This window comes from Amycolatopsis umgeniensis (genome assembly GCF_014205155.1).
In the GTDB taxonomy this organism is placed as follows: Bacteria; Actinomycetota; Actinomycetes; order Mycobacteriales; family Pseudonocardiaceae; genus Amycolatopsis; species Amycolatopsis umgeniensis.
In genome coordinates this window covers 7,084,991-7,101,040 of the sequence record NZ_JACHMX010000001.1, presented here as the reverse complement: position 1 = coordinate 7,101,040, position 16,050 = coordinate 7,084,991, and the positions used below count along the sequence as shown (strand labels likewise).

The following is a 16,050-nucleotide window of genomic DNA, read 5'->3' as shown; positions in this document are numbered from 1 at the left end:
TAGCGCTTCGACCTTCACTCAGCCGAACCGGTTGCCGCGGCGGGCCGCGCCTGCCCGGCGTGTGCTTCATCACCCTGCTCAGGAGCGGCGTCGCTGCGGATGTCGATCCGCCAACCGGTGAGACGGGCGGCGAGGCGGGCGTTCTGGCCCTCCTTGCCGATCGCGAGCGAAAGCTGGAAGTCCGGGACGACGACGCGAGCGGTCTTGGCCCGCTCGTCGACGACCCGAACGGACACAACCTTCGCGGGCGACAGCGCATTCCCGACGAACCTCGCCGGGTCTTCGGAGAAGTCGATGATGTCGATCTTCTCGCCCGCGAGTTCGCTCATCACGTTGCGCACCCGCGCGCCGACCGGGCCGATGCAGGCGCCCTTGGCGTTGACGCCGGGCACCGTCGAGCGGACCGCGATCTTGGTGCGGTGTCCCGGCTCACGCGCGATGGCGGAGATCTCGACCGTGCCGTCGGCGATTTCGGGGACCTCGAGGGCGAACAGCTTGCGCACCAGGTTCGGATGCGAACGCGACAGCGTGATCTGCGGGCCGCGGTTGCCGCGCGCGACGGTGACGACGAAGGCCTTGATCCGGTCGCCGTGCTCGTAGGACTCACCCGGGACCTGCTCGATCGCGGGCAGCACGCCTTCGATGTCGCCGACCTGGATGATCACCATGCCGCGGGCGTTGGCACGCGCGTCGCGCTGGATCACCCCGGCGACGATCTCGCCTTCCTTGGCGGAGAACTCGCCGAAGGTCTTCTCGTGCTCGGCGTCGCGCAGGCGCTGCAGGATGACCTGCCGCGCCGTGGTCGCGGCGATCCGGCCGAAGCCCTCGGGGGTGTCGTCCCATTCCTCGTCGGTCTGGCCGTCCGGGGTGAGGGTGTGCGCGAGGACGCGTACCAGCCCGCTCTTGTGATCGATGTCGATCCTGGCGTGCGGCTGGTGGCCCTCGGTGTGCTTGTACGCGGTGAGCAGCGCGGTCTCGATCGCTTCGATCACCGTCTCGAAGGGGATGTCCTTGTCCCGTTCGATCGCGCGCAGCGCGGCGATGTCGACGTTCACTTCGGCTCCTCCTTCGGCTCTGTGGTGGCGGCGTTCAGGGCCGACGCATCGGTTTCCAACAGTTTCAGGTCCTCGGCAGGTGGTTGCTTGAACTCGATCTCGATGACCGCTTTGGCCACCGAGGCGTAACCGACGTCCCGGATCTCGCCGTCGACGAGCACGCGCGCGGCCTTCTCCCCCGCGTGCCCCACCCGGCCGATGAACGCGGCGCCCTCGGCGGGCGTGACCTTGACGAGGCGGAACTTCGCGCGCCGCCAGTGCCTCTGCACGGTCAGCGGCCTGTCGAGGCCCGGCGAGGTGACTTCGAGCGTGTACGCGCTGGCGATCACGTGCTCGTTCTCGTCGAGCGCGGCGGAAACCGCGCGGCTGACGCTCGCCACCTCGTCCAGTCCGACGCCGTCGTCCCCGTCGACGACGACCTTGACCAGCTGACGGCGGCCTGCTTGCTGGACCTCGAAGGAATCGAGGTCGAAACCCGCGGCCTTGACGGCTTCGGCCACGATGGGCTCCAGCCTGCTGGCGAGGTCGTTGGGCACGGTGGAGCGCTCCTGTTCGGCTGTGGGCGACCCGGCGGTGTGGATCCGGGTTCGGTAGTGGACCAGCTTATCTGGTGACCCCCGCGTGACGCGCGAGCGGCGGCCCCGCACGGGGTACTGGCAGGATGGGGCGGCGTGACCGGAAGATCGACAGAGCCCACCTGGCCGAGCCGTCGCGCTTTCCTGCGGTGGGGAGCGCTGGCCGCGGTGGCCGTGCCGCTCGCGGCTGCCTGCTCCCCCGGGTTCGACGAAACCCCCGACCCGCTGGGCCCGCTGCTGCGCGCGGCGGAGACCGACGCGGCGGGCGCGAAGGCGGTGACAGGCGCCGAGGGCGAGGCTGTCGCGACAGCGCGGGCAGCGCACGCGGCGGCGCTCAAGACCGAGGTGGACCGGCTCAACCGCCCCAAGCCGGAGCAGTCAGGCCCGGCGGAAACCCCGCCGTCGTCGGTGGACGGGCTCAAGGAGCGGCTCGCACAGGCCCGCAAACAAGCTGAGGGCCTCGTGTCTTCGCTCCCCCGCTACCGCGCCGGGATGGTCGCTTCGATCGCGGCGGGCTGCGCGGCGTTGCAGCAGAGTTCGGACAAGCTCGGCCGCGGCGACGACGCCGGTGCGGTCGAAGTCCCCGCGGGTGCCCCGCTGAACCAGGAAGCGGCGGAGGCGGTCCAGCAGGCGTTGGCCACCGAACACTCGGCGATCTGGGTGTACGGGCTGGTCAGCGCCTATCTGCCCGCCGCCTTCAGCGGCGCGGTGGCGCGAGGTACGGCCGAGCACGTCAAGCGGCGGAACGTCTGCGAACGGATGCTTTCCGCGGCGGGCCAGGCGCCCGCGGGACCGGAGGCCGCGTACGTGCCGCCGAAGCCGGTGACCGAGGCGAACTCGGCGATGGAACTGGTGGCGACGGCCGAGTCCGACGTGACGGCGGCTTGGCTCGGCGTGATCGACAGGACCGACGACGCGGCCCTGCGGACGACGGCGTTGAACGCGCTCATCGGGTCGGCGCGGCGGGGGACGGCGTGGCGGGCGGAGTTCGGCGCGAAGCCGGTCGCGATCGCCATGCCGGGCCAGTCGGTCTGAAGTACATGAAGGCCCCCTTCCTTGCGCCTGGCGCAAGGAAGGGGGCCTTCATGTACTGGAAACTCAGCGGCGCAGATCACCCGAAAGCCGCAGGGCGTCGGTCGCGATCCGCTCCAGCACCGGCTTGTCGGTCTGCTTGTCGTAGAAACCGGCCAGCACGATGGCCACCTCGGGTCCGGTGACGTGGGAGTCGTAGGCGGCGTCCTGCCCGGAGATCTTCGGGGCACCCTGACCCTTGAAGGTGCCGTCGCGCACCAGGTCGGACACGTTGCCCGTGCCGTCCTTGTCGGTGAGCGCCTTGAGCTGGGTCGCGGTGACCTCGCCGGGCATGGTGACCAGGACGACCGAGACCAGCGCCTTCTTCCCGGCGGTTTCGGTCGTGTACAGCGCCCGCGACAGGCGTGTGCACGGCGTCTCGGAGAAGAACTGCTTGGTGTCGCCGTAGGCCTTGCTCGCGCAGTCGGAGGTGACCTGCGGTCCCTCGATCAGCGTGTACTGGAACTGGCCGCTCTTCGACGGCACGTCCGCGACCGGGGTCGCCTCGGGCTCGTGCCGGATCAGCCACCAGAGCAGGGCCGAGACGACCGCGATGGCGACCAGTCCGGCACCTTTCAGCGCGAGGGCCTTGGTGTCCCTCGACGGCTTCGGGGCGGGCGGCGGCCCGCCCGGCCCTGCCGGTCGCACCGGCTGAAGCCGGGCCGTTTCCGTCGCTCCCGGGGTAAATTGCGCACCAACCACGGGAACATACGGTAGTTCACGCCGGTCCGGCGGTTCACCTGAACGTGCTTATCACCCGTTCGACGTCGTCAGCCGTGTTGTAGAGATGGAACCCGAATCGCTGCCTTCCGGCCCGGGTACCGGCCACGATGCCCGCTTCCTTCACCCGGTGGGCGGCCGCGTCGAGCGAGACGATCGCACTCCCCTGACCGGGTGACCCAAGCGCTTCGAGGAGTGAGTCGGCGAGGCCAACGCAGTGCGCGCGGACGGCTTCCAGATCCAAGGACCCGAGGTAGTCCAGCGCGACGGCGGCGCCGACGAACGAGAGCCAGGCCGGGGACAGGTCGAGCGACCGGGTGCCCTCCGCGAGCCTCAGCGGGAGGCCGTAGACGGTCTGCCAGCGGTCCTCCCCCGCGTACCAGTTTGCGGCGACCGGCACCGCCCGCTCCAGCACCCTCGGATGCACGGCCAGCCACGCCGCCCCTCGCGGCGCGAGCAGCCATTTGTAGCTCGCGCCGACCACCCAGTCGGCCCAGCCGAGGTCGAGCGGCTGCCAGCCGGCGGCCTGGGTGACGTCGAGCAGGACCGCCGCGCCCGCCGCCTCGGCCGCGGCCCGGAGCGCGTCGAGGTCGATCTGGGCGCCGTCCGCCGACTGGACGACGCTGACCGCGACGAGATCGTGCCCCTCGACGCGCTCGGTCAGCTCGTCCAGCGGGACTTCGGTGACCTTCACCCCGCGGTACGCCTGGGCCGCGAACGGGAAGGTGACGCTGGTGAAGTCGTTCCCGGCGGCCAGCACGCCGGCGCCGTCGGGCAGCCCGGCCGCCACGTTCGCGATCAGCTGCGAGACGGACGCCCCGATCGCGACCCGCTCCGCGGGGACCCCGATCAGCGCGCCGAACCCCGCCCGGGTCCGCGCGACGGGCTCGTCGAAGTCCGACGGCCGTGCCTCGCCGCGCCGCCACCGCTCGACGGCCTCCGCCACCGCGTCGGCCACGTGCGACGGCGGGATGCCGATGCTGGGCGTGTTCAGATAACCGGGCGGGACGGCGAATTCGGCTCCGAAGGTCTGCATGCTGCCGAGGCTAATGAGATTCCGGCAGCAGGGCCGCGACTTCGTCGTAGGACGGCGGGACCAGCGGGAGTTCGCCGCCGTCACGGATGGCCTCCACCGTGCGCAGCGTGGCGGCCAGCGCCATCCGGTACGGCAGCGAGCCGAGGCTGATCCGCGCGACGCCGAGCCCGGCCAGGCCGTCGACCGTGACCTTGCCGGGGAGGAACAGCAGGTTCACCGGCACGCCGACGGCTTTCACCAGCCGCTCGACATCCGCCGGTTCGGCGAGGCCCGGCACGAACACCCCGTCGGCCCCGGCGTCCACATAGGACAGAGAGCGTTCGATCGCGGCCTCGATGTCGGGCTCCCCCAGCCAATGCGTGTCCGTGCGCGCGTTGACGAAGAGGCCGGGAGCGCGTTCCTTCGCGGCCGCGATCTTGGCCGCGTGCCGCACGGGATCGCCGAGGGCGTCTTCGAGGTTGATCCCCGCGACACCGGCCTCGGCGAGTTCCGCCGCCAGCGCGCCGACCTCGCCCGGGTCTTCGCTGAACCCGTCGGCGAGGTCGACGCTGATGAGCGCGTCCAACCCGGCGAGCCGCCGGGCCAGCCGGACGGTGGCGTCCTTCGAGGACGGGGCGCCGTCCGGCTCCCCCTCGGCGGCCGAGACCCCGAGGCTGGTGGTGCCGAGCGCCGGGAAGCCTTGCGCGGCCAGGAAGGCGGCCGTGCCGAACTCCCAGACGTTCGGGAGGAGCAGCGGGGAACCGGGGACGTGCAGTGCGGCGAATGCGGTCATGTCACGACGGTAGCCAGCGGACGTTTCGGCGGCGGCCGAAGTGTCGGGCCCATGACTCGCGTGCTTGGAGGGACGACTCGCGTGATCAGACGGACGACACACGTGTCTGGACGGACGACTCTCGGCGGATCGCGGGCGCGCTCGTGTCGTCCGTCTGATCACCAGTGTCGTCCGTCTGATCACGCGAGTCGTCCGGCCAGTCACGCGACACCTCCGACTCGGCCCAGCGGGCCGTGAGTGGTCTTGGGTGTCGCGAAAGCCACTTTCGGGACGCCTGGTGTCCCGAAAGTGGCTTTCGCGACATCGCTTGCGGGGCCAAGTGCCCGCCGACGTGACTCGCGTGCACAGCGGCGGAACTCACGTGCTTGGAGGCGGAACTCGCGTGCTCGGATGCCGCACACGCGAGTTCCGTGTTCAAGCACGCGAGTTCCGTCTCTGAGCACATGAGTGCGGTGTCTGAGCACGCGAGTGCGGTGTCAGGCTCGTTCCAGGAAAGGCGTCAGCAGCTCCGGCACCGACTCTTCGGCGAACAGCAGGCCCTGCTCCTCCCCCGCGTCGTACACCGAGTACGCCCCGGAACCGGCGGCCGTGGTCGCCGTGACCGTCAGCAATCCCTTGCGCCGCTGGAACACCGACTGTTTGACCGTCCAGCCGATCACGCCGTCGCGCTCGAGGGCGAAAGTGCTCCGCCGCACGGTCCCGTGCCGTCCGACGAGGTATCGCCCGGTGATCCCGTGCCCGAGGTTGCGATAGGCGTCCAGCGCCAGCAGCACCGAGATCGGCAGCAGCACGATCCCGAGCAAGGCGCCGATCACCAGGAGGACGTCGGTGAGCAGGAAGCCGAGGATCGCGAAGATCGCCAGCAGTACCACCACCGAACCGACCCACCAGCGCAGCAGCCGCCCCCGCGCGGCGCGCGGATGCCCGGTGAGCCGGACGGCTTCGGTCGGTGAAATCGGTTCGCGCAGGACTTCGGCGGCGATCCGGTTGGCCGTCGCGATCGGCGCGGCGGGCAGGAGCGTGTGGTAGTCGGTTTTGTCCTGCTCGTCGCTCTGTCGCATGCCCGTGGCGATCGCGTCGACGCGGGCCGCGCCGGAGATCCGGTTCCCGAGCGGCTCGACGAGGTCGATACCGCGCAGGCGGGCTTCCTCGATCGAGATCGAGCGTGTGGTGAACAGTCCGCGGCGCACTCGCAGCGTGCCGCCCGCCTCGCGGTCGAGCCGGTAGTTCCACCACATCTCGACCCACAGGCCCAGCGCGCCGACCACGCCGACGGCCATCGCGATCGCCAGCAGGATGAGGATCGCCACCACCAGCGGGATCCCGCGGAACAGGCCGATCACCCAGTCGATCAGGCCCTTCTGCAGTCCCATCCACTCGGAGACCTGCATGAGCCCGCCACCGGCGGCGAGGCCGAGCGCCGGGCTGAGGAACGACATCGGCGCGTAGCGGATCCAGTTCCGGTCCAGTTCGGCGAGCGGCGCGTCCTCGTCGGTCTCCGCGATTTCCGTGCGGCGCAACAGATCCGCACGCAGCCGCTCGGCCTCGGCTCGCGAAACGGGGTTGAGCTTGATCCGGCCCTGCCCGCCCGATTCGTGCGATCCGGTGCCGATGGTCACCACCGCGACACCGAACAGCCGGTGCAGCGGGTTGGCCGTCAGGTCGACGTTGCGGATCCGTTCGCGTTGCAGGGATTTCCGGGACCGGAAGACCAGCGTGAACGCCGTCTCCAGCCGGTCCGGCGTGACCCGGTAGCGCACGCCCTTCCAGTAGAACAGTTCCGCCAGCACGCCGCCGCCGACGAGCACCACCCCACCGGCCACGACCCACGCGAGCGTGACCCAGAAACTCCCGCCGCCGCCGACGATCGCGACCGTGGTGGGGATCCCGGCGCCGACGGCCGCGCCCGCCATGGTCAGCGCGGTGACGGCGAGCGTCCGTTTGTCGAGCGTGCTCCAGCCCTCGAACTCCCCCGAGGTCATGTCGCGTCCCCCGGCGTCGCCTGAGTCGTTTCGGTGAGCTGTTCCGCCAGGCTCGCGGCCAGTTCGTGGTCCAGCCCGCGGATCTTGACCGCGCCCCGCGCCGACGCCGTGGTGACCGTGACGGTCGCGAGCTTGAACACCTGCTGCAACGGTCCGCGCAGGGTGTCCACGGTCTGGATCCGCGACATCGGCGCGACCCGCCACTCCTGCCAGAAGAACCCGGAGCGCGCGTACACCGCGGTTTCCGTGACCTCCCAGCGATGCACCTTGAACCACCACAGCGGCATCGCGATCACCCAGACGAGGCCCAGCACCGCGAACACCGCCGCCGGCATCAGCAGCCAGAACCGCGCGGGCGCGATGAGCAGCCCGAGCAGCACCAGTACCAGCACCGGCGAGATCCAGAAGATCGTTCCCTGCAGCCGCCACCAGCCCACGACCCGCTGATCCAGCGCGTTCCGCGGCGGCCTCAGCCGTACCTTCCCCCGATCGGCTTCCACCGATTTCACCCCCGACGTTCGTTTACAATGCGATCGCATCGTAATAGCCTGGGACCGTAGTGGCAATGCGATCGCATTGCAAACGACGAAACGGACGGTGAAGGTGCCGAAGCAGGTGGATCACGCCGCGCGGCGGGTGGAGATCGCCGAGGCGCTCCGGCGGCTGACGGCCACGCGCGGCCTCGAAGGGGTCAGCCTTCGCCACGTCGCCGCCGAAGCCGGCATGTCGATGGGCCTGGTGCAGCACTATTTCAAGACCAAGGACGAGATGCTGCTCTTCGCCATCGAGCGCCGCTCGCAGATGTACGAGGAGCGCCTCAAAGCCCGGCTGGACGCGGGCGAAGTGCCCTCGACGCCCAAGGCCATCCTGCGCGCGATCATCGCCGAGATCCTGCCGCTCGACGAACGCCGCCGCGGCGACTGGCTGATGGGCGTCGCGTTCTTCATCCGGTCGATTTCCGACTCCTCCTTCGGGACCGCGCTCACCGAAGGCGTGCCTCAGCTGTTCGAACTGTTCGCCGTGCTGATCCGCCAGGGCCAGGACGCGGGCGAAGTCGACAAGTCGGCCGACGCGATGCACGAATCGACGATCCTCTGGGCACTCGCGGATTCGCAGGGCACCAACATCGTGATGAAGCACCGGACGCCGGACGAGGCGATGTCCACTGTGGACTACCACCTCGACCGGCTGTTCGGCTCAGCTCCCGCCGGATGAGGACGCGGCCGACGCCCGCACCGCGCGCAGCTCCCGGAACAGCTTCCGCAGCGCGGGAACCGCGTCGCCGCCCCGTTCGCCCAGCTCCTCGATCCGGTTCTTGTACTGACGCCTCACCTTTCCGGGGATGACGTCACGGAGTTCGACGGCGGCCACCAGTGAGGTGAGCGCGGCATCCACATCGGACACCGGCGACGGCCCGCGCAACGCCTGATCCACCTGGGCCCGCAGCCTGTCGACGACGGCGGGATCCCGCACGATCGGACGGCGCGACGGGAACAACCCCAGCGTCCGGCCGGTCTCCAGTTCGATCACGCCGCCGGTGTCCAATTGGGACTCCAGCGCCTCCAAGGTGCCACGCGCGTCCTTGCGCACCCACCACTTCCACTTGCGGGGACTCTCCCCCGCGACCTCGGTGAGCAACTCGTCGAGGACGAGATCCCCGGTCGGCCCGGCGCCCGACACCGCGACCCGGCCGTCCGCGTCGGCGACGCGGCCGCGCAGCACGAGGTCGGTCAGCGCCGCGCCGCGGATCAGCAGGCCCGCGCGGCGCCTGTCCCGCAGCTTGTTCTTGCCGACGTCACAGGCGAGCAGATACGCCTTGGCGGGTAAGGAGAGTTCGGTCATCGTCAATGCCTTTCCAGCTTGGGCCAGATCTCGTCCCAGGAACCCTGTCTTCCGTCGTACCGCCACAGCAGTCCCTCCACCACCGGGGTCACCGTGGCGAAGTACGGCTTGAGCAGTCCCGGATCGAACCCGAGGAAGAGCACGCTGTCCGCGGATTCCGGGGGCCGGTCGAAGTACCAGTAGCCGCGATGGCCACTGTAGACGTGGTCGATGCCGTAGCGCCCGCCGTAGAACTCGGCCGCGGCGGCGAACGGGTAGATCTCGGCGTAGACGGCGGTGCGCGCCCGCTGCCCGGGCGGCAGGGCCGCGTAGGTCTCGCCGACCGCCTTGACCAGCTCCTGTTGCGGCAGCTCGCCACCAGCGAAGGAACTGCCGAGCGTGATCGGCCCGAAGCTCGTCCGGGTCATGGTCGCCGGGTAGATCGGCAGGCCGGCGAGAGTGATCACCGCCGAAAGCACCATCACGGGCCAGGCCATCAGCCGCCAGCGGGGAACGTGCTTCGCGAACCCCGTCGCCGCGGCGGCGTACGGCAGCGCGAAGACGCTCATCAGGTAGTAAGAACGCCCGTGCAGCAGCAGGAACGCGGCGATGAGCGCGACTATCGCTACCCCCAGGAAGCGATAGCCGCGAAGGTCACGTGCAGAGATCAACCGGACGAGGCCGTAGACGAACGCGAGCACGCCCGCCCCGACGCCCGCCGTCAGGAACCCGTCGCGCAGGAAGGGCCACGTGCCGGGGAATTCCGCCGAGACGACGTCGTTCATGATCAGGTACGGCCAGCCGTTCGACGCCTGCCAGAGCAGCGTCGGGATCGTGGCGACGACGGCGATTCCCGCGCCCAGCCACAGTTTCGGCCGTCGCACGAGCTCTCTCGGCCCGAGCACCAGTGCGGCGAGCAGCGCGAGGGCCCAGAAAGCGGGGACGAGGAACTTCGTCTGCAGGGAGATCGCGGTGACCACACCCGCCCAGACCAGCAGTCCGTCGCGGCGGGTGCGCACCCAGCGGACGACCAGCCAGACGATCACCGTCCACAGGAACGGATCGAAGACGTAGGTGCCGATCCAATGGCTGACGATGATCACCCCGGACGTCGCGTAGAGCCCGGCCGCGAGCACCTGCGCGCCACGTCCGCCGCCCAGTTCCCTGGCGATCAGCGCGGTGACGACCACTCCCGCGGCCGCGGCCAGCGTCATCGGGAGACGCAGCATCACCAGCGAACCGGGGAACAGCGAGTCCATCGCCCCGGCCAGCGCCGGGATCAGCGGCGGCTGGTCGAAGTACCCCCAAGCCAGGTGTTCCCGGCCCGCCATCAGGAAGTACAGCTCGTCGAAGCCGTGCGCGTAGCGGCCGCTGGTGGCCAGTAGCGCGGCTCCGGCCAGTGCGGCGACGACGAACACCGGCAGGCGGGCGAAGGTCTGCTCCTGTCCTGTTCGGACTGTCTGGGTCGCGATGCTCATAAGCTCCAGTCCACAGCAGACCGCCCGCCCGGGAAACCGGGTAAGGATGGTCACCGGATAGACGAAAGTTGCGGATCCCGGGCGAGGGGATGTCCGGCTGGCTACCTTGACCCGGTGGAGAAAAGCAGGCCGTTCCGGCCAGGTCCGGTCGACACCGTGTGGCTCACGCTGGCCTCGCTCGCGTTCGTGGGCCTGGACATCACGCTGTACGTCTTCGGCGAACCGACCACCGGCTGGGCGGGGCCCGCCGCGGGCGTCACCCTGCAGGTGCTGCTCGATCTCTCGCTGATCCTGCTGTTCCGGTACCCGAGGCTGGTCGCGGGACTGATCACGGTGGGCGGGCTGCTGATGCTCGCGTCCGACCTCTTCTCCCCCGGGCTGCTGGTGCCGGAGCGGCAGCTGACGCTGATGACCGTCCCGACGATCACCCCGGTCGTACTGAGCCAGCTGGCCCGCCTGATCGACCGCCGGACCCTGCTCTGGCTGACCGCGATCCTGGTCGCCTGCGCGGCGCGGCCGTGGGACGCGCACTGGAACACCACTCCGTTCGGCCTGCTGGGCACGGCGCTGCCCACCACGCTTTCGCTGTACTTCGAGGCGCGCCGCCAGTTGCTGCGCTCGCTGCGGGACCGTGCCGAACGCGCCGAGCGCGAGCAGCACCTGCTCGCCGAACGCGCCCGGGCCGAAGAGCGGCGGAAGCTGGCCGAGGAGATGCACGACGTCGTCACGCACCGGCTGAGCCTGATGGTGCTGCACGCCGGCGCGCTCGGCGTGGTCTCGGCGGACGAGGCGGTGCGGACCTCCGCCGAGGACATCCGGCGCGAAGGCGCGCTCGCCCTGGACGAACTGCGCGATCTCGTCGGGGTGCTGCGCAACGGCGCCGACGCGGAGCCGCGCCCGCTCACCGACGGCACGGCGGGCGATCCGGCGACGCTGGTCGCGGAATCGGCGTCGGTGGGCATCCCGACCGAACTGACCGTGCGCGGCGATCCCGGGCGGATCTCCCCGACCGTCGCCCGCACCGCGTATCGCGTCGTGCAGGAGGCGCTGACGAACATCCGCAAGCACGCGCCGGGCTCGACAGCGACCGTCGGACTCCGCTACCACGCCGGTGGTCTGGACGTCACGGTGGAGAACACGCGGGCGGGCGCGGCACCGGATCCGGCACTGGCGGGCAGTGGTTCGGGCGCGGGACTGGCCGGGCTGCGGCAACGCGTCGAGCTGATCGGCGGCCGGTTCGAAGCCGGGCCGGGAGCGAGCGGCGGATACCGCGTCGATGCGATACTTCCGGCCTACGTCCCGACGACGGAAGGAGATGCGTGATCCGGGTGGTCGTCGTCGATGACGAGCCGATGGTCTGCGCGCATCTGCGGACGATCCTCGGTTCCGCGGAGGACATCGAGGTCGTGGCACAGGCGCAGGACGGCGCGGAGGCCGTCGAGGCCGTGGTCCGGCACCGGCCGCGCGTGGTGCTGATGGACCTGCGGATGCCCGGCGTCGACGGGCTGACCGCCATCGAGCGGATCGCGAAACTCCCGGATCCTCCCGCTGTCGTCGCGCTGACGACATTCGACGCGGACACCTACGTCATCCGTGCGCTGCGGGCGGGCGCGGCCGGATTCCTGGTGAAGTCCACGCCTCCGGAGGATCTGATCGGCCTGGTGCGGGTCGCCGCCGACGGGCACACCGTGCTCTCTCCCGAAGCCGCGCAACGGCTCGTGGCGATGTCGGCCGACGGGCGGCGTCGCGGCGATGACGCGCGGCGGAAGACCGAAGGCCTGACAGAGCGGGAAACGGACGTCCTGGCCTGTCTCGGCGAAGGACTGTCCAATGCGGACATCGCGGCGCGGCTGCACCTCGCGGAGGCGACGGTCAAGAGCTACGTTTCGCGGATGCTGGTCAAACTGGACTGCGCGAACCGGACCCAGGCGGGTCTGCTGGCGCACGAGGCCGGCTTGGTCAAGCGGTGAGCTGACCGTCGTGGCTCTTGCGGGCGTCGAGGACCTCGCCCATGTGCACACGAGCCCACTTGTCGAGCATCTCGAGCGGCTCGGCGAGGTTGTGGCCGAGCGCGGTCAGCTCGTACTCGACGTGCGGCGGGATCTCCGGGTACGCCGTCCGCGTCAGGATGCCGTCGCGGACGAGGCTGCGGAGTGTCTGGGTCAGGACCTTCTGCGAGATACCGCGCACGCGTTTGCCGATCTCGGTGAACCGGAGCGGGCCGTCGCCGAGCACGCCGACGATCAGCACGGTCCACTGGTCGCCGATGCGGTCGAGCAGGGCGCGGGTGGGGCAGTCGGGGTCGTACGGGTTTCCGAGCACGTGACCTCCTCACTCTCCCGGGGAGAGTAACACGCCTAGCGAGAGGGAGCGGGCTGCATCAGCGCCCCGAAGAGCAGGATCAGGTGACGGCGGCCGCGCTCCCAGCGCGCGTCCAGTTCGGCCTGGTCGCGGGTCGCCCAGCTGGCGATGAGGATGCCGCGGACGACGTCCATCGCCGTGTACACCGCGTGCAGGAACTCCGGATGCGCCGAATGGTCCGGGAGCAGCGCCTTGCCGAACTCGACCAGGCTGCTCGTCGCGATCGGCTCGACCACCGCCATCTGCGCGCGCAGCTCCGGATCGGTCCGCGACGCCACCCACAGCTCGACGGTCGCCGAGAAGACCGGGCCCTGGTGCATCTCCCACAACAGCTGCAACGCGTCCCCGACCGGGTCGGCCGACGCCTTGAGCCGGTCGATCTCCGCCATCGCGACCTCGGTGCGCCTGGCCGCGAGATGCCGGATCGCGGAGGTGACGAGGTCGGTCTTGGTCGGGAAGTGGTGCACCTGCGCGCCGCGCGTCACCCCGGCGCGATCCGCGACGCGGGTGGTCGTGGTGCCCGCGTAGCCGTACTCGACGAGACAGTCGATCGTGGCGTCGAGCAGCCTGACGCGCATCGCGGCGCTGCGTTCCTCCTGCGTGCGTCGTGGGGCTGCCATGCGCCTACTTTATGGTGCGCCGCGTTCAGAGGACTGGTTGCGGTGGTTCGCGGGCAGGCACCGGTGTCTTGAAGGCCACCTTTGAGACGATCACCGTCTCAAAGGTGGCCTTCAAGACAATCGACCGCGCGCCGGTGCGCCGCGCGGACCGCATCCAGAGGACTAATCGCGGCTCGCCACCGGCACCGACAGCGAAGTCCCGCCCAGCTCGAAAGTCACCCGGGCGCCCGGCGCGGGCAGCGCCGGGTCGAACATGTCCGCGTCGGTCCCGCCGAGGACGAGCGCCAGCCGGTGCCCGGCCGGGACGACGTGGTCGAGACTGCTCAGCCGGAACGTCATCGTGTACGCCTTGCCGGGCTCCAGGGGTTCGCCCCGCCAGAGCGACCGGTGGTGGCCGAGGTCGGCCCAGCCGGTCGCCAGGATCCGTTTGTCCACGGTGGTCAGATCCGCGACGGTGCCGAGGAAGCATCCGGTGTCGGCGGCCGTGCCCGCGCCCCAGCAGGAACGGGTCGACAGGTTCTTGATGCCCAGCGCGGGGAACTTCGTGTTCCGTGCGTTCGCGGGCCCGTAGTCGACCAGCACCGCGCCGAGCCGCGCGCTCGGCTTGTCGGAGCGGGCGGTCACCGTCAGCGTGGCGGTCCCGGCGATCCTGGTGTCCGCGCGTACCGGTTCACCTGCGAAGACGAGGCGTTCCGGGCTGGTCTGCGACGGGTTCTCCACCCACTGGGACGCGCCGCGCGCCGGGTCATCGGTCAGCGAAGCGGCACCCGAGGCAGGACGGTTCCCCAGTCCGCCCTCAGAGGAAGGCCACAGGGTGCGCGAGTGCGTGGCGGGCGGCCAGCGGCGTTCGTCGGTCCACCGGTCCGGGGTGTGCTCGATCCGGATCGCCGGTTCGGTCTCGACGCCGTTGCGGACACCGAGCAGCCACCGGTCGAACCAGCGGTGCAAGGTCTTCACGAACCTCGACCGGTCGAGGTCGAAGGGGTCGACGTGCGCCGCCTGGTGCAGCCACGCCTTGCGCGGCACGCCGTACGCGTTCAGTGCCTCCCACCAGGGGCCGAACTGGATCGGGTTGACATTGAGATCGTGGAAGCCCATCGACGCGAAAACGCTTGCGCGCACTTTGCCGGTCTTCGCGACGTAGTCGAGCCCGCGCCAGTACTCGTTGAAGTTCCCGTTCGTTCCCGCGCGCCGCGCGTTGTCCGCTTCGAACGGCTGGCACAGCTTCTCGGCACGTTCGTTGTAGAGGCCCGGGCCGCCCGCCCAGCCGAAGTACGCGCCGTCCGAGTTGTGGACCTCGTAGTAGGAACTGACCCCGGCGATCGGCACGATGGTCTTCAACCCGTCGATCCCGGACGCAGCCATCCCGATCGCGGTCGCCCCGTCCTGCGACTTCCCGATCGCGCCGACCGACCCGTTCGCCCAGCCCGCGCGGACCCGCTCCGGCCCGAACGGCGTCCGGAAAGCCTGAGCGCGCCCGTTGAGCCAGTTCACGACGGCGTTGCCGGACGCGACGTCGTCGAAACACCCGGACGAGCGGTTGGTGCCCCCGACGTCGGCCAGCACGACCGCGTACCCGCGCGGGACGAAGTAGTTGTCGTAGAAGAGCGGGAACTGCGACGGCGTGCCGTCGGGAAGATACGTCTTCGGCTGGCGTTCGTTCCCGCGCCCGATCTTCTCGAAGTACGGGCTGACGTCCATGATCACCGGGACACGGCCGACCGGTTCCGACGGCCGGATGATGTCGGCGGCGACCCTGTCGACCCGGCCGTCGCGGTCGAGGTCCTGGCCGGTTTCCACCCAAGCCGTCTCGCGGATGGCCTTGTCGTAGGAGAACACCGGCTCGCTGACGCCGTCACGGAGGACGAACGCGGGTGGTGACGCGATGGCCGGTGCGGCGGTGAGCAGCAGTGTCGCCACCACGGTGACGGTCAGTGTCTTCAGCCCCATCGTCCGAGTATCGCTTACAAAACCCGAACATCGCCCCCACATTCCTCGCATCTGGCCACGCGACGCTCTTCGCATGCTGAAACACACCATCGCCGCCTGCCTGACCGCGGCCGGCCTCGTCGCCCTCGCCCCGGCCGCCTCCGCCCAAACGGCCCCGATCACGCTCAGCCCCGAGGAATCCCAGCAGCTGTGCGCCGAATGGCTGCCCAAGCTCACCGAGCGCACCACGAAGCTCACCGACCGCATCAACGGCGGCCCCGAGATCCGCGGTTCCGTCGCGAACCTCAAGGCCAGGGCCGAAGACCAGCGCAAGAAGAACCACAACGACACCGCCGACAGGCTCCAGAAGCGCGCCGACAAGCGCAGCGGGCGGCTCCCCGAGCTCACCGCGGCGAAGCAGAAGCTCGACGCGTTCGCGGGCGCGCACTGCAAGGCGGGCAAGTGAAACGCCTCTTGGCCGCGACACTGACCGCGCTCGCGCTGCTGGGCACGGCCGCGTGCACCGACGAGAAGCCGACCTCGAGCCCGGCGCCGGGCGAACTGAGCGACGTCCAGCGCACCCTCGACTCGATCGAGCAGGACATGGCCGGCGACCCGGCCCCGTGACAG

At 70.2% G+C, this 16,050-nt stretch carries 17 protein-coding genes and 1 pseudogene; 6 read left to right on the top strand and 12 right to left on the bottom strand.

Features of this window, described 5'->3' with window-relative positions; all coding sequences use genetic code 11:
* Positions 1-14: 14 nt before the first annotated feature.
* Together nusA and rimP are read right to left on the bottom strand one after the other, a co-directional pair.
* The gene (nusA, locus tag HDA45_RS33070; protein ID WP_184901982.1) at positions 15-1,055 is read right to left on the bottom strand and encodes a transcription termination factor NusA; all 1,041 of its coding nucleotides are present in this window, start codon (positions 1,053-1,055) and stop codon (positions 15-17) included.
* On the bottom strand, positions 1,052-1,591 hold the full coding sequence (gene rimP, locus HDA45_RS33065; RefSeq protein WP_184901980.1) for a ribosome maturation factor RimP: 540 nt from the start codon (positions 1,589-1,591) through the stop codon (positions 1,052-1,054). Before rimP ends, nusA begins: the two co-directional genes overlap by 4 nt.
* 135 nt (positions 1,592-1,726) lie before the next feature.
* Here rimP and HDA45_RS33060 point away from each other — a divergent pair, with 135 nt between their 5' ends.
* Complete coding sequence (locus HDA45_RS33060; protein ID WP_184901978.1) at positions 1,727-2,665, top strand: DUF4439 domain-containing protein; 939 nt, start codon at positions 1,727-1,729, stop codon at positions 2,663-2,665.
* A 63-nt stretch (positions 2,666-2,728) separates the two neighbouring features.
* Here the strand turns inward: HDA45_RS33060 and HDA45_RS33055 are convergent, their stop codons facing one another.
* The 5 genes from HDA45_RS33055 to HDA45_RS33035 all read right to left on the bottom strand — a co-directional run bounded on the left by HDA45_RS33055 (position 2,729) and on the right by HDA45_RS33035 (position 7,750).
* Positions 2,729-3,349 (bottom strand): hypothetical protein, encoded by a 621-nt coding sequence (locus HDA45_RS33055; protein WP_184901976.1) that lies wholly within the window; start codon positions 3,347-3,349, stop codon positions 2,729-2,731.
* Between the two features lie 88 nt (positions 3,350-3,437).
* Entirely contained in the window at positions 3,438-4,457 is a 1,020-nt protein-coding gene (locus HDA45_RS33050; RefSeq protein ID WP_184901974.1) for an aminotransferase class V-fold PLP-dependent enzyme, read from the bottom strand.
* Between the two features lie 10 nt (positions 4,458-4,467).
* Positions 4,468-5,229 (bottom strand): isocitrate lyase/PEP mutase family protein, encoded by a 762-nt coding sequence (locus HDA45_RS33045; RefSeq protein ID WP_184901972.1) that lies wholly within the window; start codon positions 5,227-5,229, stop codon positions 4,468-4,470.
* A 476-nt stretch (positions 5,230-5,705) separates the two neighbouring features.
* Positions 5,706-7,211 (bottom strand): PH domain-containing protein, encoded by a 1,506-nt coding sequence (locus HDA45_RS33040; RefSeq protein ID WP_184901970.1) that lies wholly within the window; start codon positions 7,209-7,211, stop codon positions 5,706-5,708.
* Positions 7,208-7,750 (bottom strand): PH domain-containing protein, encoded by a 543-nt coding sequence (locus HDA45_RS33035; protein ID WP_184901968.1) that lies wholly within the window; start codon positions 7,748-7,750, stop codon positions 7,208-7,210. Before HDA45_RS33035 ends, HDA45_RS33040 begins: the two co-directional genes overlap by 4 nt.
* Before the next feature lie 64 nt (positions 7,751-7,814).
* Here HDA45_RS33035 and HDA45_RS33030 point away from each other — a divergent pair, with 64 nt between their 5' ends.
* Positions 7,815-8,426, top strand: coding sequence for a TetR/AcrR family transcriptional regulator (locus HDA45_RS33030; protein WP_378317009.1), 612 nt, complete (start codon positions 7,815-7,817; stop codon positions 8,424-8,426).
* Here the strand turns inward: HDA45_RS33030 and HDA45_RS33025 are convergent.
* Together HDA45_RS33025 and HDA45_RS33020 are read right to left on the bottom strand one after the other, a co-directional pair.
* The gene (locus tag HDA45_RS33025) at positions 8,409-9,053 is read right to left on the bottom strand and encodes a GOLPH3/VPS74 family protein (RefSeq protein ID WP_184901964.1); all 645 of its coding nucleotides are present in this window, start codon (positions 9,051-9,053) and stop codon (positions 8,409-8,411) included. The genes HDA45_RS33030 and HDA45_RS33025 overlap by 18 nt on opposite strands.
* A 2-nt stretch (positions 9,054-9,055) precedes the next feature.
* Positions 9,056-10,510: an ArnT family glycosyltransferase gene (locus tag HDA45_RS33020; protein WP_184901962.1), complete on the bottom strand. Its 1,455-nt coding sequence runs from the start codon at positions 10,508-10,510 to the stop codon at positions 9,056-9,058.
* A 114-nt stretch (positions 10,511-10,624) separates the two neighbouring features.
* On the opposite strand from HDA45_RS33020, the pseudogene HDA45_RS33015 reads away from it, so the two are divergent.
* A pseudogene (locus HDA45_RS33015) lies at positions 10,625-11,855 on the top strand (sensor histidine kinase).
* A 7-nt stretch (positions 11,856-11,862) separates the two neighbouring features.
* Complete coding sequence (locus HDA45_RS33010; RefSeq protein WP_221472726.1) at positions 11,863-12,480, top strand: response regulator; 618 nt, start codon at positions 11,863-11,865, stop codon at positions 12,478-12,480.
* Here HDA45_RS33010 and HDA45_RS33005 read toward each other — a convergent pair.
* From HDA45_RS33005 to HDA45_RS32995, 3 genes are all read right to left on the bottom strand, one after another.
* On the bottom strand, positions 12,470-12,832 hold the full coding sequence (locus HDA45_RS33005) for a winged helix-turn-helix transcriptional regulator (RefSeq protein WP_184901958.1): 363 nt from the start codon (positions 12,830-12,832) through the stop codon (positions 12,470-12,472). The genes HDA45_RS33010 and HDA45_RS33005 overlap by 11 nt on opposite strands.
* Before the next feature lie 35 nt (positions 12,833-12,867).
* Positions 12,868-13,449: a TetR family transcriptional regulator gene (locus HDA45_RS33000; protein WP_184906311.1), complete on the bottom strand. Its 582-nt coding sequence runs from the start codon at positions 13,447-13,449 to the stop codon at positions 12,868-12,870.
* 204 nt (positions 13,450-13,653) lie between these two features.
* Positions 13,654-15,441, bottom strand: coding sequence for a CocE/NonD family hydrolase (locus HDA45_RS32995; protein ID WP_184901956.1), 1,788 nt, complete (start codon positions 15,439-15,441; stop codon positions 13,654-13,656).
* Positions 15,442-15,514: 73 nt separating this feature from the next.
* Here HDA45_RS32995 and HDA45_RS32990 point away from each other — a divergent pair, with 73 nt between their 5' ends.
* The gene (locus tag HDA45_RS32990) at positions 15,515-15,886 is read left to right on the top strand and encodes a hypothetical protein (RefSeq protein ID WP_184901954.1); all 372 of its coding nucleotides are present in this window, start codon (positions 15,515-15,517) and stop codon (positions 15,884-15,886) included.
* The gene (locus HDA45_RS32985) at positions 15,883-16,047 is read left to right on the top strand and encodes a hypothetical protein (RefSeq protein WP_184901952.1); all 165 of its coding nucleotides are present in this window, start codon (positions 15,883-15,885) and stop codon (positions 16,045-16,047) included. Before HDA45_RS32990 ends, HDA45_RS32985 begins: the two co-directional genes overlap by 4 nt.
* Positions 16,048-16,050: the final 3 nt, after the last annotated feature.